Origin of the sequence: Hymenobacter mucosus, from assembly GCF_900188255.1 — a bacterium.
In the GTDB taxonomy this organism is placed as follows: Bacteria; Bacteroidota; Bacteroidia; order Cytophagales; family Hymenobacteraceae; genus Hymenobacter; species Hymenobacter mucosus.
This window is the reverse complement of the sequence record NZ_FZNS01000001.1, coordinates 240,453-267,406: the sequence shown is the minus strand read 5'-3', so window position 1 is coordinate 267,406 and position 26,954 is coordinate 240,453. Positions and strand designations below refer to the sequence as shown.

Annotated in this window: 21 protein-coding genes; 14 read left to right on the top strand and 7 right to left on the bottom strand. The window is 56.9% G+C overall.

Features of this window, described 5'->3' with window-relative positions:
* Positions 1-158: 158 nt before the first annotated feature.
* Entirely contained in the window at positions 159-1,457 is a 1,299-nt protein-coding gene (tyrS, locus tag CHB83_RS01150) for a tyrosine--tRNA ligase (protein ID WP_045690435.1), read from the bottom strand.
* 202 nt (positions 1,458-1,659) lie between these two features.
* On the opposite strand from tyrS, the gene holA reads away from it, so the two are divergent.
* Positions 1,660-2,736, top strand: coding sequence for a DNA polymerase III subunit delta (gene holA, locus CHB83_RS01145; RefSeq protein ID WP_179225422.1), 1,077 nt, complete (start codon positions 1,660-1,662; stop codon positions 2,734-2,736).
* 82 nt (positions 2,737-2,818) lie between these two features.
* A complete protein-coding gene (locus tag CHB83_RS01140; RefSeq protein WP_089331394.1) occupies positions 2,819-6,190 on the top strand; it encodes a DEAD/DEAH box helicase in 3,372 nt (1,123 codons plus the stop codon).
* 43 nt (positions 6,191-6,233) lie between these two features.
* Here CHB83_RS01140 and map read toward each other — a convergent pair whose 3' ends face one another.
* Together map and CHB83_RS01130 are read right to left on the bottom strand one after the other, a co-directional pair.
* Positions 6,234-6,998, bottom strand: coding sequence for a type I methionyl aminopeptidase (gene map / locus CHB83_RS01135; RefSeq protein ID WP_089331393.1), 765 nt, complete (start codon positions 6,996-6,998; stop codon positions 6,234-6,236).
* A 405-nt stretch (positions 6,999-7,403) separates the two neighbouring features.
* Positions 7,404-7,937: a hypothetical protein gene (locus tag CHB83_RS01130; RefSeq protein ID WP_045689536.1), complete on the bottom strand. Its 534-nt coding sequence runs from the start codon at positions 7,935-7,937 to the stop codon at positions 7,404-7,406.
* A 157-nt stretch (positions 7,938-8,094) separates the two neighbouring features.
* On the opposite strand from CHB83_RS01130, the gene CHB83_RS01125 reads away from it, so the two are divergent.
* Positions 8,095-8,355 carry a hypothetical protein gene (locus CHB83_RS01125; protein ID WP_089331392.1) on the top strand — a complete coding sequence of 87 codons (261 nt, stop codon included), beginning with the start codon at positions 8,095-8,097 and terminating at the stop codon, positions 8,353-8,355.
* A 12-nt stretch (positions 8,356-8,367) separates the two neighbouring features.
* Here the strand turns inward: CHB83_RS01125 and CHB83_RS01120 are convergent, their stop codons facing one another.
* The 3 genes from CHB83_RS01120 to CHB83_RS01110 form a co-directional block, all read right to left on the bottom strand.
* Complete coding sequence (locus CHB83_RS01120) at positions 8,368-8,880, bottom strand: hypothetical protein (RefSeq protein WP_089331391.1); 513 nt, start codon at positions 8,878-8,880, stop codon at positions 8,368-8,370.
* A 161-nt stretch (positions 8,881-9,041) separates the two neighbouring features.
* Positions 9,042-10,811 (bottom strand): alpha/beta fold hydrolase, encoded by a 1,770-nt coding sequence (locus CHB83_RS01115; protein WP_089331390.1) that lies wholly within the window; start codon positions 10,809-10,811, stop codon positions 9,042-9,044.
* Between the two features lie 97 nt (positions 10,812-10,908).
* A complete protein-coding gene (locus tag CHB83_RS01110) occupies positions 10,909-11,712 on the bottom strand; it encodes a hypothetical protein (protein ID WP_143436956.1) in 804 nt (267 codons plus the stop codon).
* Positions 11,713-11,901: 189 nt separating this feature from the next.
* Between CHB83_RS01110 and CHB83_RS01105 the strand changes: the two genes are divergently transcribed.
* The 9 genes from CHB83_RS01105 to CHB83_RS01065 all read left to right on the top strand — a co-directional run bounded on the left by CHB83_RS01105 (position 11,902) and on the right by CHB83_RS01065 (position 23,947).
* On the top strand, positions 11,902-15,123 hold the full coding sequence (locus CHB83_RS01105) for a tetratricopeptide repeat protein (protein ID WP_089331389.1): 3,222 nt from the start codon (positions 11,902-11,904) through the stop codon (positions 15,121-15,123).
* Positions 15,124-15,225: 102 nt separating this feature from the next.
* The gene (locus tag CHB83_RS01100; RefSeq protein ID WP_045689532.1) at positions 15,226-16,941 is read left to right on the top strand and encodes a TonB-dependent receptor; all 1,716 of its coding nucleotides are present in this window, start codon (positions 15,226-15,228) and stop codon (positions 16,939-16,941) included.
* Positions 16,942-17,134: 193 nt separating this feature from the next.
* The gene (locus CHB83_RS01095) at positions 17,135-18,304 is read left to right on the top strand and encodes an HU domain-containing protein (protein ID WP_089331388.1); all 1,170 of its coding nucleotides are present in this window, start codon (positions 17,135-17,137) and stop codon (positions 18,302-18,304) included.
* A gap of 104 nt (positions 18,305-18,408) precedes the next feature.
* On the top strand, positions 18,409-19,140 hold the full coding sequence (locus tag CHB83_RS01090) for a MotA/TolQ/ExbB proton channel family protein (RefSeq protein WP_089331387.1): 732 nt from the start codon (positions 18,409-18,411) through the stop codon (positions 19,138-19,140).
* 87 nt (positions 19,141-19,227) lie between these two features.
* The gene (locus CHB83_RS01085; RefSeq protein ID WP_045689531.1) at positions 19,228-19,638 is read left to right on the top strand and encodes an ExbD/TolR family protein; all 411 of its coding nucleotides are present in this window, start codon (positions 19,228-19,230) and stop codon (positions 19,636-19,638) included.
* A 159-nt stretch (positions 19,639-19,797) separates the two neighbouring features.
* Complete coding sequence (locus tag CHB83_RS01080; RefSeq protein WP_089331386.1) at positions 19,798-20,685, top strand: hypothetical protein; 888 nt, start codon at positions 19,798-19,800, stop codon at positions 20,683-20,685.
* A gap of 150 nt (positions 20,686-20,835) precedes the next feature.
* A complete protein-coding gene (locus CHB83_RS01075) occupies positions 20,836-22,161 on the top strand; it encodes a bifunctional folylpolyglutamate synthase/dihydrofolate synthase (RefSeq protein WP_317044764.1) in 1,326 nt (441 codons plus the stop codon).
* A gap of 226 nt (positions 22,162-22,387) precedes the next feature.
* A complete protein-coding gene (gene trmB / locus CHB83_RS01070; RefSeq protein WP_045689540.1) occupies positions 22,388-23,050 on the top strand; it encodes a tRNA (guanosine(46)-N7)-methyltransferase TrmB in 663 nt (220 codons plus the stop codon).
* A 57-nt stretch (positions 23,051-23,107) separates the two neighbouring features.
* Positions 23,108-23,947, top strand: coding sequence for a maleylpyruvate isomerase N-terminal domain-containing protein (locus tag CHB83_RS01065; RefSeq protein ID WP_089331384.1), 840 nt, complete (start codon positions 23,108-23,110; stop codon positions 23,945-23,947).
* An 11-nt stretch (positions 23,948-23,958) separates the two neighbouring features.
* Here the strand turns inward: CHB83_RS01065 and CHB83_RS01060 are convergent, their stop codons facing one another.
* Complete coding sequence (locus CHB83_RS01060; protein ID WP_089331383.1) at positions 23,959-24,582, bottom strand: beta/alpha barrel domain-containing protein; 624 nt, start codon at positions 24,580-24,582, stop codon at positions 23,959-23,961.
* A 271-nt stretch (positions 24,583-24,853) separates the two neighbouring features.
* Between CHB83_RS01060 and mnmA the strand changes: the two genes are divergently transcribed.
* Together mnmA and CHB83_RS01050 are read left to right on the top strand one after the other, a co-directional pair.
* Positions 24,854-26,002, top strand: a complete 1,149-nt coding sequence (mnmA, locus tag CHB83_RS01055; RefSeq protein WP_072144853.1) for a tRNA 2-thiouridine(34) synthase MnmA — start codon at positions 24,854-24,856, stop codon at positions 26,000-26,002.
* Between the two features lie 141 nt (positions 26,003-26,143).
* Positions 26,144-26,893: a hypothetical protein gene (locus CHB83_RS01050; RefSeq protein WP_089331382.1), complete on the top strand. Its 750-nt coding sequence runs from the start codon at positions 26,144-26,146 to the stop codon at positions 26,891-26,893.
* Positions 26,894-26,954: the final 61 nt, after the last annotated feature.

Sequence of the window (26,954 nt, the reverse complement as noted above, 5' to 3'; positions counted from 1 at the left end):
TGAACCGGGGAGCACCTCAGGCTGGCCGCCTAGGTTTTGCCTATCGCGCTTATAAGGACTAAGCGTCTTTACAAGTAGAGCCCTTCCGCTACTGCATTGGCGAGTAGTGGAAGGGCTCGGGTTGGATGGGCAGCCAGCACGCTTAATGGGTGAGGCGATTATACTACTTTGATGAGGTAGTAGTTTTTCTTTCCTTTTTGGGCCACTATGTATTGATTCAGCAGCAACGGAACCTCCGTAGCTTGCTGCTCGGGGGTAGCCTTGGTGCGGTTCAGGCTGACGCCTCCGCCCTGAATCATCTTGCGGGCTTCCCCTTTTGAAGAGAATATGATGCTGTTGGTTGCTTCGCTAAGCAAGCCAATAACATTTTGCTCCGCCAGTGCAGTCTGGGGCACTTCGATGCTCGGAACGCCTGCGAATACGTCGAGCAGGGTAGCCTCATCAAGTGTCGCTAGGTCGCCCCCGCCGAAAAGTACCTGGGATGCCGACAGGGCCGCTTCGTAAGCAGCTTCACCGTGCACCCGGGTGGTTACGTCTTTGGCCAAGGCTTTCTGCAACGTGCGCAAGTGGGGCGCTTGGGCGTGCTCAGCCTCTAGCGCTTCAATCTCGGCCTGGGGTAGCAGGGTAAACACGCGGATGAGGCGTGGCACGTCAGCATCGGCAGCATTGAGGAAGAACTGGTAGAACTGGTAGGGCGAGGTCATGGAGCCATCGAGCCACACCGTGCCCGTTTCGCTCTTGCCATACTTGGTGCCATCGGCCTTGGTAATGAGCTGGCCGGTGAGGGCGTACGCTTTGCCCTCGCCACTAGTCATGCGGCGAATAAGCTCCGTGCCCGTGGTAATGTTGCCCCACTGATCGGAGGCCCCCATTTGCAAGGTAGTGCCCAGGTTTTGGTAGAGGTGGAAGAAGTCGTAGCCCTGCAGCAGCTGATAGCTAAACTCGGTGTAGCTGAGGCCTTCCGCACCCGACTCCTCGTTACCGCTGATGCGGCGCTTTACCGAGTCCTTGGCCATCATGTAGTTTACCGTGAGATGCTTGCCTACCTCACGCAGAAATTGCAGAAAGCCGAACTCCTTAAACCAGTCGTAGTTGTTGACCACTTTGGCGCCGGTGGGGCTTTCGTTGAAGTCAAGAAACTTCTCTAGCTGCGCCCGAATGCCGGCTTGGTTGCGGCGCAAGGCCTCCTCATCCAGTAAATTACGCTCCGATGATTTGCCGGATGGGTCGCCAATCATACCAGTAGCGCCGCCTACGAGGGCAAGCGGGCGGTGGCCGGCCCGCTGCAGGTGCACGAGCAGCATAATAGTTGCCAGGTTGCCGATGTGCAGGGAAGGCGCTGTCGGGTCGAACCCGATATACCCCGTGATGGGGGCATTCTGACGGAGGTGTTCATCGGTACCGGGCATCATGTCGTGAAACATGCCCCGCCAGCGTAGTTCTTCTATTAAATCCACTGAATGAAAACGTGAATGGGTGAAATGGTGTACTGCTTGGCCGAACTGGCAACCCAGAGCGCACAGCCAGGCCAGTGAAATCCAAGCAGCTGCTAGGACGCGGCCCTAACAACTGGACAAAGGTAGTAAGCATTGGTACCTTTGTTTATCGGAAATGCCAGCCTTCAGCTCACTTCCTTCACTACCTCACAGTTTTCAGCGCGTGACCCTCACCCCCGACGAAATTCTTAAGCAACTCCAGCAGCGGCAGTTTGCGCCCGTGTATTTCCTGCAAGGGGAGGAGCCCTACTACATCGACTTGGTGGCCGACTTGCTGGAGAAACAGGTACTTCAGGAGCATGAAAAGGGCTTCAACCAAGTAGTGCTCTATGGCAAGGACACAGATGTAGCAGGCATTCTGGGGCAGGCCAAGCGCTTTCCTATGATGGCTGAGCGCTCGGTGGTGCTGGTGAAGGAAGCCCAGGCCGTGGCCGATTTAGAATCGGAAAAGGCGTGGCCATTTCTGGAAGCCTACCTCAAGAATCCGCTGCAAAGCACCGTGCTGGTATTTTGCTACAAGCACAAAACCCTGGATGCGCGCAAAAAGCTGGGTAAGCTGCTGGCTGGCGACAAGAAGGAGCCCGCCCCGGCCGGTACCGTGCTGCTTACCAGCAAAAAGCTCTACGACAACCAGGTGGCACCCTGGCTCACGAACTATGTGCGCAGCAAGGGCCAGCAAATCACCCCCCAGGCGACCAACATGCTGGCCGAGTACATTGGTGCTGAGCTGGGCCGACTGACCAATGAGGTAGACAAGATGCTGATAAACCTGTTGCCCGGTCATGCCATTGATGAGGACCTAGTGCAGCGCATGGTGGGCATTAGTAAGGAGTACAACATCTTCGAGCTACAGAGCGCATTAATCCGCCGCGACGTGCTGAAGGCCAACCGCATTCTGCTCTACTTCGAGGCGAATCCTAAGAATAACCCCCTCATTCCGAACCTGACGCTGCTGTTCAACTACTTTTCGCGTCTGCTGGCCCTGCACCAGTTGCCCAACCCAACGGAGGCCGACTGGAAACGCCTCAACCTAGCCAACAGCTACGCCCGCCGCGACTACCAAACCGGCCTGAAAGTATTCGACTTTGCCCGCACCCGCGACATCGTGCACCTCATTCGGCGGGCCGACGCCCAAAGCAAGGGTATCGACAGCGGCTCCATGACGGATGGGGAAATCCTGCGGGAACTAGTCTGGCTGATTCTGCACCCCGTGCCGTTGCATGCAGTGGTTGGAATGTAGTCAGGTTGTCACCTAGGCCTTTCGAAGCAAGGAGCCGCCCCAGAATAGAAAACCCGCCCCAACCGTCTGCTTACTGCACGCCATGCCTCCCCAAGACGACCACCAGACGCCGGAAAACGAGGCCGCGCATTGTTACACCTTTGCCAGCCTACCCGTAGCGGAACTAACGGCCGCCGATGTAGAACAGCGCTGCGCCACACCTGTGGCGAGGGAAACGCGTGCCCTCAACGCTATTACTCCCGAAGCTCTGACCCTAAACCACGGTACATTCAGCAGGGCGGGGGGGCTGGCATGGCCCACGGTAGCGGTAGTGCAGCAGGAGCGTAGCGTGGTGGTTTCATGCACCTGTGCGGGCCCAGCAGCGCAGCTATGTGAACACCAGGCCCAGGTGCTGCTGGCCGTGCTGCACCGCTCGGAGCTGCGGATTTTCTTTGATGCAAAGCTGCGCCAGGATCGGTTGCGTGCGGCCGCTAAAGACTACGGCTTGGAGCAGGAACCCAATCTAGAAGAACACCTGCAGCTAATTTATACCGACCAGGCTGTAACCATTGCGCCCATCCGCGCATCGCTGCTGCCCATAACGGCTGCTACCAAGCAGGAACTCATACGGCAGTTGCTACCCGAGCAGCATCTGCCGGAACCGAACACAGCCCAGCGCCAGCGCTTTATCGTGCTGGGGCGCCACCGCTATTATGGGCACCTAACTATTCAGCTGGTAGAAGCCGCGACTACTGCCGCCGGCAAGCCGAAGAATCCGCTCACGTTCCTGAACCCGCTTGATGGCATCTGGAACATCTCGGACCCCGATGCCCTAAAGTTCTATACTGGCTTGGCGCGGTTTCAGCATAACTACGACGATGCCCGCACTGGGGCGGCTCTGGAGGCCCTGCGGGCCGTTGTGAAGAACCCCGAGGGAATCCCCGTTCTTGCCCACCGCTCGGCCCTGGGTGAGAAAGTTACGGCGCAGTCGGTGGAGGCGGTGCGGGTGCACCATGTCCGGCTGGAAATGCGGCTACTGGTAACCCAGCAAGCGGAGTTCTATCAAGTGACGGGCAAGCTGCATCTGCTCGACCAACTCTTGGAGCTGAGAGACCTAACCATCCAGCACGAATACTTTGTTGCCGTGCATGGGGAGTTATACTTGCTCGACAGCTTGGAGGTATGGCGCGTAGTGGAGTTCTTCAAACAGCATAACAACGCCTTGCTGATCCACCAGTCAAAGTTCGACGAGTTTCAGCGGGAGGTGCTAACGAACTTGGAGGACCGCCTGCGCATCACCTACTCTTACGTGCGGCCTGCTACCCGCCGACAACTGCAGGAGGCGGGCTTTGACCAAACGCCCGAACTGGTCCTGTACCTGTCTGAGGCGGGGCTGCACGTAGAACTGTTGCCCATAATGCGCTACGGCACCTGGGAGGTATCGGTGTTGTCGCGCCGCCAGCTGTACGCCACCGACGTTCTGGGCCGACCCTTTGTAGTCGTCCGTGATGCAGCAGCAGAAGAACGTTTCTTGCAGGCCCTTGTACGCCAGTATCCTATCTTTCAGGAGCAGTTGGCGCAGCAAACCCTATACATGCCAAAAGCTCAGTTTTTGGATGAGAACTGGTTTCTGGATGCGTTCGAGAGCTGGCAGGCGCAGCATATTACGGTGTTCGGCTTCAACCAGCTCCGGCAGAATACACTAAACCGGCACAAGGCTCGCATTAGCGTGCAGGTAAGCAGTGAAACCAACTGGTTTGAAACTAAGGTGCAGGTGCGTTTCGGCTCCCAACAGGCCTCCCTTCGGCAGTTGCAGCGCGCTGTCCGTAACCGCAGCCGCTACGTGCACCTCGATGACGGCACCCGCGGCATCTTGCCCCAGGAGTGGGTCGAGAAGTTTGCCACCTATTTCCGGGCTGGCCAGGTAGTAGAGGAGCAGCTCCGAACCCCCGCCGTGAGCTTCGCCTCGGTGGAAGAGCTCTACGAAGAAGCAATGCTCACAACCGAAACCAAAGCTCGCCTGGCCGAGTATCGCACGGCCGTGGCCAGCTTTGCCGGCATTGGGGAGGTGGCGGTGCCCGCGGCCTTGCGGGCTACTCTACGTGGCTATCAGCAGCAGGGCCTGAACTGGCTTACTTTCCTAGATTCCTTCGGCTTTGGCGGGTGCTTGGCCGATGATATGGGACTTGGTAAGACCGTTCAGGTGCTGGCCTTTGTCTTGCAGCAGCTGGAGCAGGGGCGCACGGGGGCGAGCCTAGTGGTGGTACCTACCTCACTACTATTCAACTGGCAGGCTGAAATAGCCAAGTTTGCGCCTTCTCTACATGTGCATGTGGCCTACGGTGGTGGTCGCTCTGCCACCATGGACTACGCTGCCTATGCTATCGTACTGACCACCTACACTACTCTGGTAGCCGACATCAAACAACTGAAGGAATACCGGTTCAACTATGTTTTCCTGGACGAGGCGCAGGCTATCAAGAATCCGGACTCGCTGCGCTACAAGGCGGCCTGCTTGCTGCAGGCCCGCAACCGGGTAGTTCTGACGGGTACGCCACTGGAAAACAATACCTACGACCTGTATGGGCAGCTATCCTTTGCCTGCCCCGGCTTGTTGGGTACCCGCCAGCAGTTCCGCGCCCACTTCGCCGACCCCATCGACAAGTTTAAGGATGGGGAGCGGGCCCGAGAGTTGCAGCGGAAAATCAGCCCGTTTGTGCTGCGCCGCACCAAGGCACAGGTAGCTTCTGAGCTACCGGAGAAAACGGAGATGGTGCTCTACTGCGAAATGGGAGCCGAGCAACGCCGGGTGTACGAAGCCTGCAAACAAGAGTACCGCGACCTGCTGCTGGGGCAGTTAGACGATGGGGTGCAGCGGGAAAGCCTGCACATCTTGCAGGGCATCACGCGCCTGCGCCAAATCTGCAATTCGCCGGCCCTGCTGCGTACTACGGAAGACTACGGCCACGCCTCTGCTAAGCTAGAGGTGTTGGTAGAGGAAATCAGAAATAAGGCTTCCGAGCATAAAATCCTGGTATTCTCCCAGTTCGTAGCCATGCTAGACCTCATTCGATACGCGTTGCAGGCCCACGATATTCCCAGCGTCACGCTTACGGGGCAAACTCGCAACCGGGCGGGCGCCGTGACAGCGTTTCAGGAAGATGAAAGCACGCGCGTTTTCTTAGTAAGTCTGAAAGCCGGGGGTACGGGCCTCAACCTCACCGCGGCCGATTACGTGTTCCTGGTAGACCCATGGTGGAACCCCGCCGTTGAGAATCAAGCCATTGACCGAAGCTACCGCATTGGGCAAACAAAGCACGTAGTTGCCGTTCGCCTGATTTGCCCCGATACCATTGAGGAGCGAATGATGCAGCTGCAAGAAGGCAAGCGGGAGCTGGCCCACGAACTGATCCGTACCGACACGGTCTTGCTGAAAAGCCTTACAAAACAGGAGCTATTAGCGCTATTTAGCTAAGTAACTCCTGTTTTGTAAGGCTTTTCAGCAAGGCCGGGGCTACTTACTCCCAAATATGGTTTGCCTCTGTTAGAATAATCGGCTTGTCGTCGGTAATCACAATGGTATGCTCGTGCTGAGCCACAAAGCTGCCATCTTTAGTTACCAGGGTCCAGCCGTCGCTGAGCTGATGAGCCAGCGAGGCGCGGGTAGAAATAAATGTTTCTACTGCTACCACTGAGTTTTTCTTGAAGCGCTTTAAGTTGTACCGGTCGTAGTAGCAGGGTATCTCCTTGGGTTCCTCGTGCAGGCTGCGGCCGATGCCGTGCCCCACCAGGTTCTTGATAACCCGAAAACCCGCTTTTCGTGCTTCGCCTTCAATCAGCCCGCCAATATCGGCAATGCGTACGCCACCGCGAATGCGGCTAAGGGCGGTGCGCAAGATTTGACGTGAGGCATCGACCAGCGGCTGGTGCTGGTGAATATCGGCCCCGAGCACAAAAGAGCCGCCATTATCGGCCCAGTAACCGCCTAGCTCCGCCGACACGTCGATGTTCACCAAGTCGCCGTCCTGTAGCACCTTGCGGGTCGATGGGATGCCATGTGCCACTTCGTTATTCACGCTGATGCACGTCCAGCCGGGAAAGCCATAGGTAAGCCGCGGGGCCGATTTGGCACCCAGCGCCGCCAAAATACGTCCGCCATATTCGTCTAGCTCTTTGGTTGTCATACCCGGCTGGGCATACTCGCGCATTTGTTTCAGGGTAGTACCGACGGCTTCACTAACGAGCTGCAGGCCAGCTAAGTCTGCTTGGGAGGTAATGGACATGGGCAGAGAAATAGGGTGCTCAGATATGAAACAGCGTTGGCTGCTTAACACGGAAAAGCGGCGTTAAGTTATGTTCGTAGTTGGGTGGTAGCTTTTCAGGCAGGCTTACGTTTACCTATCTGCCTGCTAGGCAACTCAGCCAACGGGAGCCTAGCTAAATAGGGCCAAAAAGTCCGTTCTTGGTAAGGAATAGACTCTGGCAAGGTACACCATTCTGAAAAACTTTCGGCGCGTCTTTACTAATCCAGCAGTTGCGCAAGGGTACCGAACCCACTAGCTGGCCCCTAAGTACTTTCCCAAGGCTCGCCACGCTGTCACCGCGTAGAAACGTAGCCGCTCATTTTCCATACGGTGTCTAGTTCGGTTGCTGGTTTGCTACTTGAGCTGAACGCTTGCAACCTCTGGTTACCGTGTGAGTGGGCTACTGGTGTCGCAGTTATTGGGGCAGCGGGCATCCGTTTCACCCACGATAGGAGCCACCAACCCTTCCGTAGCGCCCCTAGGCCTAACGACTTCGACCCCATTTCTATCTACCGCTACTACAATCATATGGGTTACGCCCAAGGAGTCGAGCCCTAGGTACATGCGCAGGCCGCCTTTATTACCAGAGGAATTTACCTGCTTTAAAATATCAGCGACTAGCTTCTCATTGATGTAAAAAGCGCGGGGATGCGAGTACGCGTTTGGAAAGGACACCCGGTATCGGCGAGTCCAATCGGCTAGTATGTTTATGCCAGCTTCGTCCGTAACGGGTTTTCCAGCGTCCGGATTGTGGTTGTTCGATGGCGTAGATCCGGCCGGGGCAGCACTAACGGTTTGGGGAGGGGCAGGCCGATCTGCCGTGGCGTTTGGAGAATCGGCTTGCTGGCAGCAGGTAAGGACGCTACCTATTCCGACGGCGTGTAGTACTTTGCGGAAAAGATGAATACTAGGGACCATGGGTGTAGAATATGATGGAAAGGGTGCCAGACTGGTGCATGAAAGCGGGGTGTGGTGTAGGGTGCATATGGATGGCCTAATGCCTGCGTATTAGTCAAGACACTATCATAAAAAGCCAGAATAGAGTAGAACTACACCTCATAATGGAAAGCCGCTAATGCAAGTATTCGATATCATTCAAATGTCACCCAAAGAGGTGTTCATCGCCGGTCAGGTGGAAGGCGACATCATGCCGGGCATGTGGGAACTGCGCCGTAACAACGAAGGCGTAGCAACACTAGAAGTATTGGGGGAGGCGCAGATAGAAGCGGGCCGCAAAGGCAAGCTGGCGCCCCCGCGGGTGGCCGTGTGCCGGGGCGTAGTAGACAAAAGTCGCTTTGACTTCACTCGCGACGACGTAACGCTGGTGCGGCTATAGAAAGCCCGGGGCTTATTGTTCGAGTGGGCTATTTCGGTCGCAATTATCGGGGCAGCGGGTTGCTGATTCTCCCAGAATGAAACCAGCTCTGAGAGGTACTTGCCGTTTTGGCTCTAATACGTTGGTGCCATTCTCCCGCACGCCTACTAGAATAACGTGGGGAGTGCGGGCGGAATCCAGGCCAAAGTACAGCCGCATGCCTCCCTTCGGGTCATTGGGGTTGGAACCCTGCTCTTGGGACAAGATTTCTCTTACCAGCTTGGCGTTGATGTAATAGGCCTTGGGCAGGGCTGGGTACTGCTGCCGAAAGCGCCGCGTCCAGGCAGCCATGCTATCCTTCCGCGCTGGCGTGGCCACTCGGCGCCCGGCCCTGGGGTTGTGGTTGCCCACCTGAGTCTGCGGAGACGCTTGCGCGTTCTTAATGGTGGTGGGCGCTACAGGGCGGCTCCGCTGACCTAATACATAGGCACTACCCATCCCTACAATAAGTGCTACCGTGCCAAACAAACGAGTAGTCAAGGACATACGATTGGGCGTTAGGTGAACAAAGACCCGCTACATCTGCGCTGTCATATAGTAGGATGAATATATAGTTTAAGTTGTAATAGTAAAAATATTTATTAGAATCATTATAGCGAAGCCGTGTAATATCTCCCTGCTGGTGGGTAGCCCAGGTTTGACTGTTCCTACTTCTGAAAAAACTGCAGTACCGCCTGGTTAAACTCGCGGGGCTTTTCCTGAGGTGCGTAGTGCGAAGCACCGGGTATAATTAGGAGTTGCGCGCCAGGAATGTGCTGCGCAATGGCGCGAGTGTGCTTCTCCAGAATAAGGTCGTGCTGCCCGGCTACTACTAAGGTGGGGGTAGTGATGGCGTGCAGCTCCTGAAAGGTCATGTTAGGCTCTTGAAGCAGCAACTGTAGGCGTCGGACATCCTGCTTGCTGTGGGCGTCCGGCAGGCGTTGTGCTTCGCGTAGTTGCTTGCGTAGCAGTTGGAGAAAATCGGGCTCAACAGCCTCGGCGGTAGGAAACAAATTTGCTCCCATTACCACCATCCGGTTGAGGCTTGCAGGGTAGCGCAGCGCCAGCGCAAGGGCCGTATTCCCTCCGTCACTCCAACCCACCACATTGACCTTGGAGAGGTGCAGAGAATCGAGCAGTTGCTTTACATCGGCGGCAAACAGGTTATACGTTAGACTAGCAGTGGTAGAGTCGAGGCTGCGGCCATGAGCCCGTGTATCCACAGCAAGTACATCGTAGTGCTGCGCTAATTCACTAATTTGCTCCTGAAAGGCAGCAATAGACTGACCGTTACCATGCAAAAGCAGGAGCGGAGCGCCCTGGCCGTATCGTTCGTAGTAGAGGCGGGTGCCAGGCAGTTGCACAAAGTGCCCGGCGGTGGGGTGCTGGCCATAACCAGCGAGGTTTGTCAGCGTGGGTGTTGAGGAGGTCGTCACGTACCGTAAGTAGCGCAGGCTATCCGGCAGCTGGTAGTCGTCGGCCGGCGCGGAAGCAGGTTCGCCTTGCTGGGGGCCTTGGTTGCCAGTGGCTAGGGAGGCTTTACCAGCTTCGAGTGCTTTATTCGGAAGGGGGCGGTAGGAGTCCAACGTCAGGTACATGCTTAAGTAGCCAGGGGTAAGCTCCTGCCACTGGGCTTGGCTTTTGCTACGGGTTAGAATGCTATGTCCCGGCATGGGTACGGCCGAGATACCAAAGCTTTTTGAGTTGCCAGGGGTAGCTTCGCTCTCTAGCCATTGGATTGTAACGGCTACCGCTTTGTGGCCCTGCACTTGTACTTGGTAGGGCGTCAAGTCTACCCGCACCCAGCCGCGAGGCTCGGTTACATCGAAACGGATATCTTGGCGAAGTAGGGGCTGGTGAGGCCTACCGGCCTGCACGCTGTAAAGGTTCAACCGGAATTTTATCGACTTGAAGCGGTTGAAGGCCACGTGCATGTTAAAGTCCCGCAGCCGGCAATCCTCATCAACGGGCAAAATGGTGCCCTGCTCTTTGGCCAGCGCATCACTCACCAAATCGGCCTCGGTGTACATGCTAGCCCCCATGAGCGTGGAGCTGCTAGTGCGGCCAAACGTCTTGGTCTTCACCTTGCCCGGCCGCACCGTCACGGCGGCTAGGTTGATGCTGCTGGGGTGAAGCCGCACTACCTGCCCGGCGGCTTGTAACGTAGCCGTTGGCACCGTAGCTGTCTGGTACCCCACGCAGGAAATCAATACAGCTTCCGTAGCCTTGCTGGAAGGAGCCGGAATGGTAAACTGAAACTGACCCTGCGCATTGGCAACCGTACCAAACGGCTGCCCGGCAATGCCCACCGAGGCAAAGGGAATGGGCTCTTGCGTTTTGTCGTCCAGCACCTTGCCTTGCAGCAAGGTGGTTTGGGCTAGTAGGTGAGAGACAGGAGATACACTGAAAAGACAGAATAGAACTAGCAGCAGGCGCATAGGTGGGGAAAGATAGGCTAACCAGAAGACTCCTTGCCCCGTTGGATGGTTGCCCGGCCATCTGAATTTACTGGTGCAAGCCACTACCTCAGGTACCCTAATAACGCTCTTCTGCACGTGCCGAACTCAGGTCGAGTAAATACTCGCACGCTCTGCGAAAACCTTCAGCTGCATTCGGTTCGTGGCGAAACACCATATGGTAGCCGCTAGCTTGGTGGGATTCCAATAGCCAGGAAGCACCATCTATCGCCCCGGTTGGTGCTTCGAAGGGCGGCAATTGCTGAAATCTGCTCTGCGCTAGCAGCTGCTCAAATTGTTGCCACTGCTGCGGGGAAATAGAGCGGGTAGTTTCTTTGCTTGTGATGTGAACGGGCGGCCGGTTGATTTTAGCTATCCTTTGCTGCTGTAGCAGGTCAGCCTGGCGCTTTCGAAGCTCTTGTTCCAGCTGCTTTACCTGCTGCGCCGATGCCTTAGGTGGAATAAATTGTACGGTAACCAGTTTTATTCCGCAGTTTGGCTTATCCAAAAATTGCGTCCGGATGCTGCCGCCAGTAGCACTGCGGCGAAGCGTCAGCAGTACTGGTTGGTTAAAAGAACGCAGCCACAGGAACCGGTAGACATCAGTATTCAGATAGTAGTTAGAGAGAACCGGCGCGCCAAAGTACAGCAAATTGCAGGAAGCATATAGTAATTGACTAGGTGGGTACTCCACTGAGTTAGTGAATGGATAAGAGGAATCAGCGGCTGGAAAGTAAAACGTAGTGGAATTCCGCGGCCGACCCCGCGCATCGGATATGGTGGGGTTTCGCGCGTAAGCGGAGGTAGAAGAAGTAGGCTCGGAGCAACCGTCGAGGCAGAAGCTGATGAACCCGAGGAGTAAAGCGAAATAGAAACGTTGCATATAGCTATAGAGGGAATAGGCTCCCAAACCCGTCAGGAATTCCGGATTTCCTACACCAAACACTCACCGGCCCGCGTTACCACCGGCAAAAAGGCCTCTTTGCGGGCAACCTCGGCCAAACTTTTCGCTACTTTTGGCTGATTCTGCGGTCTGTAAAGGCCCGGACTGTTCTAAGCGTAACGCTTCCTGATGAAACTATTCCCCCGTCTGGCGCTGGCCGCCTCGCTCAGTGCCGCCGCGCCGCTGGCCGCCACTGCCCAGCAAACCCAGGTGTTCACCAATGACGAGCGCTACTTCCAAGAGGGCCTCGAACTCTTCGATAAAGGTAAGTATGGTGCCGCGCAGCAGTCCTTTCAGCGCTACCTAGAGCTAACCCAGCGCCGCAACGGGGAGTTGGCTCCGGGCCGCACCGTGGATGCCGAGTATTACTACGCCGTGTCGGGCTTATACCTGTTTCACCCCGACGCGGAGGACCGCGTGCTAGCGTTTGCGGCGGCCAATCCGGCCCACCCCAAAGCCCCCGAAGCCTATTTTCAGCTCGGCAAGTTTTACTTCGATAAGAAGGATTACGCGAAGTCGATTGACTACCTGCAGAAAGTGGGCCCCGACAACCTGACCAACGACCAGCGGGCCGAAGCTGAATTTAAGCTGGGCTACAGCTACTTTTCCCAGAAGGAGTTTGACAAGGCCAAGCTGCAGTTTGACCGTAACAAAGCCGGCAACCACCAGTACCGCTACGCCAGCTCCTACTACGCCGGTATTTTGGCGTCCAGTGCTGGCGACTACGCCGCCGCCCGTCAGGACCTAGCGGTGGCCGAACAGAACGATGCCTACCGCCCGGTAGTACCGGCCCTCATGACGCAGATCTTCTATAAAGAAGGCAACTACGACGGCCTCATTGAATACGGGTCGCGTGCGCTGGCTCAAACACCGCCGCCCCAAAGCGCCGACGAGATTCAGCTGCTGGTGGGCGACGCCTACTACCAGAAGCAGGACTTCAAGCAAGCTGCCGAGTACTTTGACAAGTACGCCGCGGGCCGCAAGAGCATTGAACCCAAGGTGCAGTACAAAATTGGCTACTCCAACTTCAAGCAGGGCGACTTCAAAGGTGCCATTGGAAGCCTAAAGAACGTAGCCGTGCGCCGCGATACCCTGGGCCAGAATGCTGCCTACCACTTGGGCCTCAGCTACCTCCAAACCAACCAGAAGCAGCTTGCGCTAAACTCGTTTGATGCCGCGCGCAAGCTCAACTTTGACAAGGTAATCAGTGAGAACTCTACGCTGAAGTACGCGCAGGTGAGCTACGAACTGGGCAACACGCAGGAAGTAATTGCCGCCCTGCGCGACTTCCAGAAGAAGTATCCCCGCTCTAAAAATCAAGCCGCTGCCGACGACATCCTGAGCGAGAGTTTCCTCAATTCCTCCGACTACGCCCAGGCCCTCAACTACCTTGATAACCTTGACGACCGGAGTACCAAGCTCAACGCTACCTACCAGCGCGTAGCCTACCTACAGGCCGCCACGCTCTACAACGACAATCGCTACCAGGAGGCGTTACCCGTACTCGATAAGAGCCTCAAATATCCGCAAGATGAGGCCCTGCGCGCCGCTGCTCAGGTCCTGAAAGGCGAAATTTACAGCGTAGGACTGCAATACCAGCCCGCCATTACGGCATATACGGCGGCGGCCCGCACGGCCCGTACCGGCTCGGCTGCCGAAACCGACTTCGACCAGAAAGCTCGCTACGGCCTAGGCTACGCGTACTACAACACCAAGCAGTATGACCGGGCCCGCCAGCAGTTTCAAGCCTGGCTTCAGGACCCCGTGGCAAAGCCTACTTATCCGAACTACTACGACGTGACCCTTCGCCTGGGCGACATTTATTACGTGTCGAAAAACTACCAGCAGGCTCTTGACCAGTACGATAAAGTAATTCAAGCCAACGCCGCCGACAAGGACTACGCCTATTACCGGAAAGGAATTACGCTGGGGCTTATGGGTAAGCGCCAGGAAGCGGCTACTACCCTAAATACCCTGCTGAAAACCGCGCCTAGTTCGCGCTACGCGGAGGATGCCGTGTTCCAGCAGGCCCAGCTCGACTACGAAGCTGGGGAGTTTCAGCCCGCCGTAGATGGCTTCACGAAGCTAATCCAGAACCGGCCTAACTCCACCCTGATTCCTCAGGCGCTGCAAAAGCGGGGCGTGGCCTACCAGAACCTGGAGCAGCACGAAAAAGCCGTGGCCGACTTCCGCCAGGTGCTCAGCCAGTACCCGCGCACAAAGGCGGCCAGCAGTGCTATTTACAGCCTTCAGGAAAGCTTATCGGCCCTCGGGCGCACCGAAGAGTTTGACCAGTCCTTGGCCCAGTTTAAGCAGCAGAACCCCGACAGCAAAGCCACCGAAAGCGTGGAGTTTGAAGCGGCCAAGTCGCTGTACCTCGCCGAGAAATACGCCCAAGCTATTCCGCGCCTGGAGGGCTACCTGCAACAATATCCAAATACGGTGCTGGCGGCTGATGGCCGATTCTTCCTGGCCGATTCCTACCTGAAGACCGGCCGCAAAGCCGATGCGCTACCTCGTCTGAAAGCCGTGGTAGACGAAGGGAAGAGCGAGTTTGTAAACCGAGCCGTGGGGCGCTTGGCTGAGTTGGAGTTCGAGAATAAGAACTATGCCGAAGCTGCCCGCTACTACGCCCGCTTGCGAGAAGTATCGCAGAATAAGCGGGAAGTGGCCAATGCCGGTATTGGGTTGATGAAGAGCTACTACGAGGCGGGCGACCTGGAAGGCACTCGTCGCATTGCGCAGGAGCTGCAAACCCAGGGCGGAGCTGCTCTCAACGCTACCAACCTGGCATCGCTCTACCTCGGCAAAGCCAGTTACAAGGCCGGCAATTTCGATCAGGCCATCACCGAGCTGACAGCTACTACGGCCACGGCGAAGGATGAAAGTGGGGCCGAAGCCCAGTACTTGCTGGCCTCGGCACTATATCAACAAAAGAAATATCCCGAAGCCCTGGACGCCGCCTACAAGAGCAATTCCGACTTCGTCAATTATGATGTGTGGTTGGGGCGGGCCTTCCTGCTCATTGCCGATATCTACCGCGACCAAGGCGAAATCTTCCAGGCCCGCGCCACGCTCAATTCCATTATCGACAATAAATTCCCGGTGAAGGAAGTGGTAGACGACGCCAAGAAGCAGTTGGCCGAACTGCCTGCGGATCCGGCTACCCCGGCACCAAGCACGCCCAAAACCTCGCCCAGCAAAACCACTCCAAAGGCCTCGACTACCAAGCCTGCCCCAAGTAAGGCAACCAGCAAAACGTCCGTGCGCAGCTCACTAGCACCGGCCACAGCGCAGCCTGCTGATTCGACCAGTAACCGCACCGATGGCCCAATCGGACAGGAGGAATAGGAGAGAAGTAGTCAAGTTTGCCGGAAAATAAATAACTGAAAAATAGAAAGTTGTAAAGCAAAGCTTCAGGCAGTGCTTTCAGCTAACTGAACTCCCGATTGTATGACGTTTCAACCGTCGAGACTACTGGCCGCTGCGGCTTTGTTGAGTGTTGCTGCCCCCGCTACAGTGTGGGCGCAGAAGACGCGCGGCAAGATTGAGGACGCCGAAATTGAGATTGTGAAGGAGCGGGTGAATGAGCTGCCCGAAGCTACCCGCAACTTTGAGAAGGTTGCCATTGAGGCTCCCGCTAAAAGTGGGCCCAAGGTAGCCTACACGTACCCCGATTTTAAGCTGCCCGCCGACCGGCTCAATCCCTCGGTGCGCGTGCTGACTATCCGGCAGGAGGAACTGCCTGCACTCACCGGCAACTACCTAAAAGCGGGGGTAGGCAACTACGGCACTCTGTACGGCAAAGCTCATCTGCACAACACCCGGAGCGACGCGGCCAGCTACGGCCTCGACTTCAGTCATCTCTCGTCGGCCAACGGCCCCATCGACAAGAAGAACTCCGGGCAGAGCCAAACGAGTCTGTCGTTGAACGGCGAAACTTACAACGGGCCGCTGGTGCTGGGAGCTACGGCCAGCGTAGGCCGGGAGCGGTACAACTTCTACGGCTACAACCGTGAAACCCTGCGGCTGCCCCCAGCGGAGGATTCTATTAAGCAAACCTTTACCCGCGCTGCCATCAAGCTGTATGCCCGCAACCGAGCCACGGACGCGGCCTTTCAGTACGATTTTGGCGTAGGGTTCAACTACTGGAAAGACCGGTTTACTGCTAAGGAAAGCAACGTATTCGCCGCTTTGCGCTCTACCTATCGGCTGGGCGAAACCAGCCGGGTACGCGTGGATGGCGACGTGTCGTTTATTTCCTTCAAGGACTCCCTCAGCTACAGCCGGCCCTACGTGCAAGTTACGCCGGCCTACGAGCTAACCTTGAACCGTCTGGCCGTATCGGTGGGAGCCACCCTCGGCTATACCGGCGACACTATTAGCAATGCCAAACAGTTTAATGCTTATCCGGCCATCCGGTTGGGGTACACTGTTACGGAAGACAAGTTCTTAGTCTTTGCCGGCCTGGGAGGCGCTGTCCAGCGGGTAACGATGTACGACCTGACCACCGAAAATCCCTGGTTGGCGCCCAACCAGCGCGTAGCCGACACCCGCCGGGGACCTACCTTGTACGTGGGCTTCCAGGCTGCTCCCGCCCGGGCCCTGGAGGTGAATGCGAAGGTGACGGTGAGCAACGACCGGAATCTGTACTTCTACAATAACTCCTTGCGCGACTCAACCAAGTTCGACTTGGTGTATGACAAGAAAGCAACCCAACTGCTCAACATTCACGGCGAAATTATTTACAACGCTGCCGAAAAAACGCGGGTAGGATTTAAGGCTGATTACAACGGGTATAAGGTGCATTCTCTCGCCGAAGCCTACCACCGTCCTGCCTTTCAGTCAACGCTATTCGGTACCTACAACATGTACGATAAGCTGCTGCTAGGCGCCGAACTATACACCTATAGTTCCAGCTATGGTACGAGCTACCTTCGGCAGGAAAACCCATCCGTGCCGCCCACCCCAAGGCCCGTTCTGTACACCGCCCGCACCCGGCCTACGGATACGGTGGTGGATCTGAACCTGCGTGCTGATTACCGCATTATGGAAAATCTGTCCATATTTGCTCTTGGCAACAACTTGCTGGGCCGTAAGTACGAGCGTTTCCTAAACTATCCAGTGAAGGGAATCAACGTACTGGCCGGTGCCACGTATGAATTTTAATTGCTGAGTAAATGCAGAAACCCGCCCGAACTACCGCATCAGGTAGTGGCTAGTATACCTCCGCAAAGGACCTTGTTGCCCTACTACGTTCACAGTAGTAGTCAATAAGGTCCTTTGCAGTGCAGATGCCCACTGCCGCGTCTTGGCGATTCTGTTTCTTGCTTAGTACTTTACCCACCGTAGCTGCTTTCGAATGCTTGCTGATCATATTCATAACCTCCTGCACGACCATGACTGCGTTATCATTCCCGACTTTGGGGGCTTGATTACGGAGTACGAGCCTGCTCGCATTCACCCGGTGCGCCATACCCTGGCCCCGCCAACGAAGCGCGTCGCCTTTAACCAGTCCCTAACCCGCAACGACGGGCTGCTGGTAGATGCCGTGGCACGAGCCATGAACGTGGGGCCCGCGCAGGCCCGGCAGCTAGTGCGGGAAGCCGTGCACCGCATGCAGCAGGAGCTAGAAACAGGTCAGCGCACGGAGTTGCGCGGAGTAGGTTTGTTCCGGCACGCTCCGGGCCGCGGCTTAGAGTTTGAGTACACTGGTAAGGAAAATCTGCTAGCAGCTAGCTTCGGACTGCCCGAACTAGTCTCGCGCCCCATCCGGGCTACCGATGCCTTGCTAGCCCGGGAGCGGCCCACGGCTGCCCCCATTCTGGCAGCATCCCGCTCCAAGCGGGCCGTACGTGCCTTGCAGGTACTAGCCGGAGCCGTTATTGTCGGCCTCGGCTTGTCGGCCAATTATTTGTTTGCTGACCACAACGGCTACCTGCCCGATAGCTGGCGCATTACCTGGAACGAAGCCGCACCGGCGTCTTCCACGAATACTCAGCCCGTCGTAACGCGTCAGCAAGCCGCTCTGGCCGCAGAAATGACTTCTTCTTCGCCTCGCCCAGTAGTGGAAGTGCCAGTTGAAGCACCTGTTGCTAAGCCGCTAGAAACTAATATAGTGCCTACAGTAGAAGCCGGAGCTTCAAAGCCCGTGTCCGTTGCGAAGCCAGTAGTAGCTGCTGCCCTGGGTACCCAGAAAGCACCAAAGAAGGCGGCGGCCAAGCCAAAAGCACCGGGCTGGGAAAAAGCTCGTGCTACCAATGCAACTACCGTGGCTGAAAGTGCGACCATTAAAAACCGCACAGGCCGTTACTATATCATTGCTGGCAGCTATACTAGCCTCGCCAATGCCGAGAAAGGCCGGCAGGCGCTGCTTCGCCTGAACCGTCCGGCCCGGGTGATTCTGCCCCAGCCCGGTAGCCGTCAGTACATGCTGTCGGCTGGTGATTATGCTGACCGGGCTTCGGCTGATCGGCAAATCAGCATCCTGCGCAAGCGGATGGGTAACAGCTTGTGGATTAAAAACTACTAACTCCGAAACCGGAGGGGTACGCAGGAAGCAAACCGGCCTTTGGTAGAGGGCCGTACCTTCGCAGCGTACGCACATGTGAATATTCCAGGTACTCCTTTCTTCGAATGACCTTTTTGCTCTCTCTGCTGCTGCAGACTCCCACCACAGAAGCCGTTCCCACTGCCTCGCCGGCCGCCGCTGACTCGGCCGCTACTGCTGCCAACGCTGCCGCTAACGCGGCGGGCGGCCTCTCACTGATCGACCTAGTGTTGGCCGGGGGATGGATTATGGTACCGCTCTTTCTGCTGCTGTTCGTCTCCGTCTACATTATCTTGGAGCGCTACATCACCATCCGGAAGGCTGGCTCAGTGCCGGAGTCTTTTATGCCTGGTATTCGGGGCCTCATGGTCAAAGGCGACTTGCAAGGTGCCAAGATGCTCTGCGCCCAGAACCCAACTCCGCTGGCGCGCATGATTGAGAAAGGTATTCGCCGCATTGGGCTACCCCTGAAAGAAATCGAAACAAGCGTAGAAAACGTGGGCAAGATTGAAATTGCCCGTCTCGAAAAGAATATCAACGTGCTAGGCATTGTGGCGGGTATTGCACCCATGCTAGGCTTCGTAGGTACCATCATCGGGGTTATCAAAATCTTCTACGCCATCAGCTCCACCGGTGACTTTGGTATCGCCCAGATTTCTGGCGGTCTGTATACCAAAATGGTGACCTCGGCTGCGGGGCTTATTGTGGGTATCATTGCGCACATTGGCTACCACTGGTTGAGCATTATGGTCGAGCGCATGGTATTCCGCATGGAAAACTCTGCCATTGAGTTCATGGATATTCTGCAGGACAACTAAAGCGGAACCCGTGCTGCTGGGGGCGAAGTAGAATCCAGATTTTCCTCGCATCTAGGCTCACGAGTTTGCTGTACACCACTTCACCCCATGGACCTCAGCCGGCGCCGTAAGGTATCTTCCCACGTCGAGACCAGCTCGATGAACGACATCATGTTCTTTCTGATGTTGTTCTTCTTGATTGTGTCGACGATGGTAAACCCCAATGTAATTAAGCTCATGCTGCCCAATGCCCGCTCAGGCAAGCAAGCCATGAAGCAACCCATTACTATTTCCGTGGATGCTACCGGTCAATATTTTATCGACCGGCAAGCTACCACTGCATCGGAGCTGGAAACGCAGCTCGCTAGCCGCGTGCAAGGTTTGGAAAGCCCAACAGCAGTGCTGCGTGTGGATGCTTCCCTGAATGTGCAGAAACTGGTAGATATCCTGGAAATTGGCAACCGACTCAAAATAAAAATGGTAATGGCTACCCAGGCCCAGCAGTCCTCCGCGAAATAGCTCGGTCGTCACTAGCTGAACCGGATTACTCGGATTTGTCGTTATAGAGAAGCACCCAACGCCCCGTTTGCCGTTTCCGGAACGGGGCGTATTGTTTGAATGCCATTGCTGCCGATTGGCCTTTCTTGGCTGGGTAGCGCAACTTAATGCCTCCGCCTCATGGCTACTGAATACCGCGAAGAGCACCGCAAAGAAGCACTGCTAGGTACCGTGATTTTTCACGCGGCGCTGGCAGCTTTGTTCTTCTTTACCGTCTTTAAAGGCCCCGACCCACCCTTAGAGGCACTGGGGGGCGATGGAGTAGAGCTGAACTACGGGGTTGACGAAGTAGGCTCCGGTGACATTCAAAGCCAGGCCCCGGCCAATGAATCGCAAAACCGCGAGGACAGCCGCCCACCAGCTGCCCAGCCTGACCCTACGCCTCCGCAACCCGTAGCTCAGCCCGACCCAACTCCGCCGACTGAGGAACGCGTTGTGACAAGTGAAGCGGAAGAAAGTCCCGTAACGGTTCCGCCCGTGGAGAAGCCTGCGCCCCGCAAAGAAGAGGTAGTCGTTCGGGAGGCACCCAAGCCTAAGGTAGACCAACGAGCCGTATTTACGCCGCGCGCTTCCAGCAGTGCAGGCGGCGGCAATGGGGTGAATGGCACCAGCAATGCCCCCACTGGCAACAACAACGGCGACAACCCTGGCACCGTGGGCGACAAGGGGGACCCCCGGGGCACCTATGGTGGCAGTGCTTATTCCGGTGAGCCGGGTAAGGGTGGGCGGGGCACTAGCCCCGGTAGTGGCGGCCTCGAAATGGCAGGTTGGGCCGTCGTCAGCAAACCCAGCGTTCCGGCCTTGGACAATAACTCGGGCTTTGTGCGCTACCGAATCAAGATCAACGCCGACGGTGAGGTAGAAGCCGTCACCAAAGTTTCGGGCAACGTGTCACCAGCTCAGGATAAGGTGTGCCGCGATGCGCTGGCAAACGTGGAGTTTCGCCGTACTAGCGATGCAGAAGGCGGCGCCACGGGCTATTACACGTTTCGTTTTACCGTGCAGTAAGCACCCCGAAAAACTACATGCGAAGCCGTCAGTTGGAGGATTCCGGCTGGCGGCTTTGCTTTTCCAGTTCGAACGCGACCTTTGCATGACCGACGGAGGTAGGCAAGTAGCCTAGTTCCCATCGGTAGCCTTCCGTTCTGTGCGCCATGTGTGCACGTTCCTACTATCACCGCCATGACCTACCGCGAGACCCTCGATTTTCTGTACGCCCAGTTACCCATGTTCCAGCGGGTAGGAGAAGCTGGCTACAAACCAGGGCTAGGCAACACGGAAGCCCTGGCTGAATTGACTGGTCACCCTGAGCAGCAGTTTCAGAGCGTGCACGTAGCGGGCACCAATGGCAAGGGAAGCAGTAGCAATTTGCTAGCGGCGGTGCTACAGGCGGCGGGCTATAAAGTGGGGCTTTACACTTCTCCTCATTTGCGTGAGTTTACGGAGCGCATCAAGGTGAACGGACAAGACGTGGCACCGGAGTACTTAGTGGAGTGGGTAGAGAGGTGGTGGCCGTCGTTTGCGCAGGTACAGCCCTCATTCTTCGAAATGTGCGTGGCCTTGTGCTTCTGCTACTTTGCTGAGCAGCAAGTAGACGTAGCTGTAATTGAAGTTGGGTTGGGCGGACGGCTAGATTCCACCAATATCATTCGCCCTCTCGTTTCTCTCATCACCAATATCAGCCTCGACCACCAGCACTTGCTCGGCAACACGCTACCGCAGATTGCGGCAGAAAAGGCGGGCATCATCAAGGGCGGAGTGCCTGCCATCGTTAGCCAAACCCAGCCGGAAGTAGAAGCCGTGTTTGTGCAGAAAGCCGCTGCCGAGAGTACTACGCTTCTTTTCGCCGACCAGCGTTACCACGTAGAACTGGTTGCCCCGCCCGCCCCCGATGCCGACGCCCAGCTGCTGCGCATCACTCGGGAGGGGATGCCTTACCTCGACAATGTGGAGCTAGCGCTGGCCGGGGACTACCAGCGCCTAAACCTGCCCGGTGTATTGGCCGCGCTGGACGAGTTGCAGCAGCAAGGCTTTATACTGCCAGAAAGTGCCGTCCGGGAAGGGCTCCGCGAAGTCAGCCGCCTTACCGGGTTCCGGGGTCGGTGGACCATCCTGGGCCGTCGTCCGCTAGTTGTTTGCGACACGGGCCATAACGAAGCCGGCCTGCGTTTCGTGACGGCGCAATTGGCGCGGCTGACCTACCAGAAACTTCATTTTGTACTCGGAGTAGTCAACGATAAAGATGTGTCGAATATGCTGAAGCTGCTGCCACGGGACGCAACGTACTATTTCTGCCAAGCTACTATTCCGCGGGCGCTACCCGCAACTGAGTTGGCCGAGCGTGCAGGGGCAGAAGGCCTCCAGGGTATAGCATACGGCCCGGTGCCGGTAGCCGTAGCCGCCGCCCGGGCCGCTGCCGGAGCCGATGATGTAGTATTTATTGGGGGCAGCACGTTCGTAGTGGCTGAAATCGAAGAGCTATAACAGCCTGATTCTTGGCGCATGATCAGGCGCTGAGCTTGCTACCATTGGTCTTTCTCCTGACCCCGGGTGGTGCACTAGCAGATAGTGGGGAGGGTACCGTACTTTTGCTGATGATTTACTGCATGATATTGTGCGCTACGTGCTGTGCTTAGCATGCACTGGCAAGCTTAACGCGCATGTTAGCCCAGTAAACAACTCTCTTCATCACCGCACAATTTCACTTTTCGTGAGTCGCATCAAACTAAAGCGCTTTGCTGACAACGCTGGGCGCAATGACATCGTCGAGCCGGGCAAAGACAATTACCAACAGCTGGGCGGGCACTGGCACGAGAACTTCTTCCATAACCCTAACCCAATTACCTTAGAAGTAGGGTGTGGGAAGGGAGAGTACACCGTTGGGTTAGCAGCTCGTTACCCCGAGCGCAACTTCCTCGGGCTCGATATCAAAGGGGACCGAATCTGGCGGGGTAGTCAGCGGGCCGAAGAACTGGGCCTGACCAACGTGGGCTTTGTGCGAACCCGCGCCCACGATCTGCTGACGCATTTTGCCCCGGGTGAGCTTCACGAAATTTGGATCACGTTTCCCGACCCAAGGCCCCGCGACCGAGATATTAAGCGCCGTCTAACCGCGCCACGCTTTCTGGATCTGTACCAGCAACTCCTCCGGCCGGGTGGCCTCGTGCACCTAAAAACCGATAATGAAGGGCTGTTCGACTACTCCCTGGAAACGGTGCAAGCGCGCCCAGGAGTTACGATTCTGGCCCACACCAAAGACTTATACGCTACGCCTGACCTGCTGCCTCACGCGGAGGACATCGTCACCAACTTCGAGAGCAAGTACCGGGCCCAGGGCGTACCTATCAAATACCTGCAGTTTCAACTAAGCTGAGTAGGGGGCCTGCCGCGGTGGTAGGCCCATTCTTCACTTCTACTACCGTCCTGGCGTATGGTACCTGCCGTAGTGCCCAACACGTTGCCCTTATTCGCGGAGCTTGACCGGCTGCTGTCGGAGCTGTTGCGCCGTCTAACGCTAGCAGAGTGGGAGCAGCCCACGGTGGTGCCCGGCTGGCGGGTGCGCGATGTAGCCCTGCACCTGCTGGATGGTAATTTGCGCAGTATGTCCATGCTGCGCGACGGGCACTTTGGCGGTCCGGGCCCCGCAACGTCCGCCTATGCCGACGTGGTAGAGTACCTAAACACACTTAACCAAACCTGGGTAGCCGCAGGGCAACGGCTTAGTCCCGCCGTGCTGGCATGGCTGCTGGAAGTGAGCGGCCCTGCTTACACGAGCTTCCTGCATTCGTTGGATCCGGCCTCGCCCGCCCAATTTGCAGTAGCCTGGGCGGGCGAGGCCGAGTCTACCAACCGTTTTCATATAGCGCGGGAGTACACGGAGAAATGGCACCATCAGCAACAAATCCGCCAAGCGGTGGGGCAGGAAGCTGCGCTACTACTGCCCACACTGTACCATCCGTTTCTTGCTACTTGCGTGCACGCACTGCCCCACCACTATCGGGCGGTGGAGGCTGCGCCTGGCACCACGGTGCAGTTTACCATAAGTGGGCCGGCGGGCGGCACGTGGTTTCTCCACCGAAGCTCCAGCCGCTGGGAAGTAGGCTGCGAATACGTGGGCAGTGTGCAGGCCACCATTGACCTACCGGAAGCGGCAGCATGGCGGCTGTTTACCAAAAGCCTGCCCCCGGCCGAAGCCGCTGCCTACCTTGCCTGCCAGGGGCCAGAAAGTCTTACTAACCCCGTATTCTCCTTGCTAGCCATCATGGCGTAAGCGAGGAGACGCTAATCTAATTCTAGGGCTTCGAATACGGCTTCCATCTCCTCAAAATCGCGCAGGCCAGGCTTTATCTCATCGCCACCGTCGAGCACAATGCCTGCTGGCCGCACGCTCTCCGCGAAGTTGCGGATGGTAGTAGGTGCGTAGCCCGCGCCCAGCCAAATAGGATAGGTCCGAGCCTGCTCGGTAAGACGAGTAAGCTCGGCCGAGTTGGGCAACTGGGCGGGCGCCGCCGCCAGCACAAATCCTTGGTAGAGCGAGGCCTGCTCCCGAAAGCGCAGGTCTACATCCTCGGGGAGCATATCCGGAATCCAGCGCATGAGCTTGAGGGCGGGCACCGTAAGGCGAGCCAGTTCCTCGGCCGGGCGGCGCTGGTGCAGGAGCACCGCGTGCAACCCGCAGGCCTGAGCCAGCGCGTTTATTTCTTCAATGGGCAGCCCATCAAACTCCCCCATGAGTTGTACGCCCGACACCCACCCGCTAAGCTCGCGCACGGCATCTGGGGTAAGGTGGTCGGGCCAGGAGGGGTCGAGGCGGAACGTTAAGCAATCAGCTCCCATGCCCGCGCAATAGCGGGCGTCGGATAGGTTGTTGATGCCACGCACCATGACGGGTATGATGAGGGCCATAGAGGCAAAACTAAAAGATGAGCAGGAGAGAAGACGCCGCCCGGCCATGGTAGCCCGGCGTAGCGGGTGCAATATTCGGGGAAATTTTGGTTGCGCGGCTGCTTTCGGCAATTTACTACGACTCGGTTGGCGGGGCAGAGGTGCATCAGCGTTTCTAACTTCTTCCTGAAGGGCACCTATTTGCTGTGTTGCTACCTTCTATTTTTCAATTCCCGTACCTTTGCTGCTTCGGCCGGAACCTTTCACGCTTCGGGCGCAATTTTATTCACGTATGAATACAACGAAAGGACGGGTGCTTGTCGCTATGAGCGGCGGCATCGACAGCTCCGTAGCAGCCGTGCTTCTGCACGAGCAAGGCTACGAAGTGGTTGGGATGACCATGAAAACCTGGGATTACGCCTCGGCGGGCGGCAGCAAGAAGGAAACGGGCTGCTGTTCCCTCGATAGTATCAACGATGCCCGCCAGATTGCGGTGGAGCTGGGTTTTCCCCATTACATCATTGACATCCGCGACGAGTTCGGGGACTTTGTCATCAGCAACTTTACGGAGGAATACTTGGCGGGTCGTACGCCGAACCCTTGCGTATTGTGCAACACGCACATCAAGTGGGATGCTCTACTACGCCGGGCCGACCAGCTTGGGTGCGAGTTTATTGCTACCGGCCACTACGCGCAAGTACGCCAGGAAAATGGCCGCTACGTCATCAGCAAGGGGCTAGATGAGAACAAGGACCAAAGCTATGCCCTGTGGGGAGTAACCCAGGAGAGCCTGAGCCGCACGCTGTTTCCGCTGGGGCAGCTGCGCAAAACGGCTATCTACGATTTCGCCCGCGAGCGAGGCTTTACCGAGCTTGTGAACAAGCCCGAGAGCTACGAAATCTGCTTTATCCCCGACAACGACTACCGTGGTTTCCTGCGGCGCCGGGTGCCAGGGCTGGAAGAGCGCGTAGCCGGTGGTGAGTTTGTACTGCGCGATGGTACGGTGGTAGGCAAACACGAAGGCTACCCCTTCTACACCATTGGCCAGCGGAAAGGCTTGGGCGTGGCTTTGGGCTTTCCGGCCTACGTCACGGCTATTGACCCCGACACGAACCGGGTGGTGCTCGGCAATTTCGATGACTTGGCCAGTACCCGAACGGTAGTAGGCAAGCTCAATATGGGCAAGTTTGCTTCTTTAGAGGGGCGAGGCCTTGTGCCCAGTACTACCAAGATTCGCTATAACCACGATGGTTCTCCGGCGTTTCTGGAGCAAAAGGGCGACAAGATTTACGTGTATTTTGAGCAGGCCGTGCACGCCGTCACGCCTGGGCAAGCTGCCGTATTCTATGACGGCCAAGATGTGCTGGGCGGTGGCTGGATTGAGCGTCATACCATTGGTGAAGCAACCGAACCAGCGGAGGTAGCCTTGGCTGCCGAATAACTAGAAAGCGCCTCCCAAACGTGGGCATAGGCCCGATTTTTGAACGGCTCGGCAATCTGCTACGTGGAAAGCAGGTGCCGGGCCGTTCTTTTGTGCGCCCACTCCTTCGTTTGCCGTATCTTCCGGTCGAGTTTATACTTTATGCACAACCCTTACTTCTTCGAGTTGAAACGTACGCTACGGACCCTACTGGCGCTGTCGGTTACGGCGGCAACCCTTGCTGGCTGCGAAAACACTACTGATGCGGGTCCGGAGTTAGGGCGCGAGTATTACCCCCTTGCCGTGGGCGCCTACCGCATTTATGACGTAGCCGATACATCCTATTCCAATTTTACGGCTACTATCCAGCGCTACCAGTACAAGGAAAAAGATTCTACCCTGGTAACGGATGCGGCCGGCCTGCCGGCCTACCAGGTAGTGCGCTACCGCCGGGCCGCCCGTAATGAGCCCTGGCGCTTTGATAGTGTGCTCTTAGTAACTCCCACGGCCCAAGCCCTGCAAGTGCAGCGTAGCAACCTGCGCACGGTGGAACTGGTGTTCCCGGTGCGGGAAGGGCGCACCTGGAATCAGAATGCTTTCAACAGTCGAGACTCGATTACGGCCGAGACCCGCTTCTATAACCGCGTAAACCAGCCCTTTACTTACAGCAATGGGAGCCGCCAGTTTAGCTACAACGAAACGGTAACTACCAGCAACCTGTTTGGCCGGGGCGAGGTCAACCTCTTCTACGCTACGGTGCGCCGTGCCGTATACGCCAAGGGGGTGGGCCTGGTGTACCGGGTGCGTCGGGACTTCGCATTCTGCGACAATAGTCCGGGGTGCATACCAAATGCTAGCCGGCCTAACAGTGGTCGGTCGCGGTGGGAGGTGCTAGTGGAATCTGGCAAATAACTCCATATCGTTGCCCGTAGGATTCTACGGAGGCGGATTGCACAGTTGCTGCTAGCTGGAG

Bases quoted from the DNA above. Each gene is read 5' to 3' on its own strand.
- CHB83_RS01095 (WP_089331388.1), top strand. From the start codon at position 17,135: ATGCTTGCTGATCATATTCATAACCTCCTGCACGACCATGACTGCGTT.
- CHB83_RS01110 (WP_143436956.1), bottom strand. From the start codon at position 11,712: ATGCAACGTTTCTATTTCGCTTTACTCCTCGGGTTCATCAGCTTCTGC.
- mnmA (WP_072144853.1), top strand. From the start codon at position 24,854: ATGAATACAACGAAAGGACGGGTGCTTGTCGCTATGAGCGGCGGCATC.
- CHB83_RS01120 (WP_089331391.1), bottom strand. From the start codon at position 8,880: ATGTCCTTGACTACTCGTTTGTTTGGCACGGTAGCACTTATTGTAGGG.
- CHB83_RS01080 (WP_089331386.1), top strand. From the start codon at position 19,798: ATGGCTACTGAATACCGCGAAGAGCACCGCAAAGAAGCACTGCTAGGT.
- CHB83_RS01050 (WP_089331382.1), top strand. From the start codon at position 26,144: ATGCACAACCCTTACTTCTTCGAGTTGAAACGTACGCTACGGACCCTA.
- CHB83_RS01140 (WP_089331394.1), top strand. From the start codon at position 2,819: ATGCCTCCCCAAGACGACCACCAGACGCCGGAAAACGAGGCCGCGCAT.
- CHB83_RS01090 (WP_089331387.1), top strand. From the start codon at position 18,409: ATGACCTTTTTGCTCTCTCTGCTGCTGCAGACTCCCACCACAGAAGCC.
- CHB83_RS01125 (WP_089331392.1), top strand. From the start codon at position 8,095: ATGCAAGTATTCGATATCATTCAAATGTCACCCAAAGAGGTGTTCATC.
- map (WP_089331393.1), bottom strand. From the start codon at position 6,998: ATGTCCATTACCTCCCAAGCAGACTTAGCTGGCCTGCAGCTCGTTAGT.
- CHB83_RS01100 (WP_045689532.1), top strand. From the start codon at position 15,226: ATGACGTTTCAACCGTCGAGACTACTGGCCGCTGCGGCTTTGTTGAGT.
- CHB83_RS01085 (WP_045689531.1), top strand. From the start codon at position 19,228: ATGGACCTCAGCCGGCGCCGTAAGGTATCTTCCCACGTCGAGACCAGC.
- CHB83_RS01115 (WP_089331390.1), bottom strand. From the start codon at position 10,811: ATGCGCCTGCTGCTAGTTCTATTCTGTCTTTTCAGTGTATCTCCTGTC.
- CHB83_RS01060 (WP_089331383.1), bottom strand. From the start codon at position 24,582: ATGGCCCTCATCATACCCGTCATGGTGCGTGGCATCAACAACCTATCC.
- CHB83_RS01065 (WP_089331384.1), top strand. From the start codon at position 23,108: ATGGTACCTGCCGTAGTGCCCAACACGTTGCCCTTATTCGCGGAGCTT.
- CHB83_RS01105 (WP_089331389.1), top strand. From the start codon at position 11,902: ATGAAACTATTCCCCCGTCTGGCGCTGGCCGCCTCGCTCAGTGCCGCC.
- CHB83_RS01130 (WP_045689536.1), bottom strand. From the start codon at position 7,937: ATGGTCCCTAGTATTCATCTTTTCCGCAAAGTACTACACGCCGTCGGA.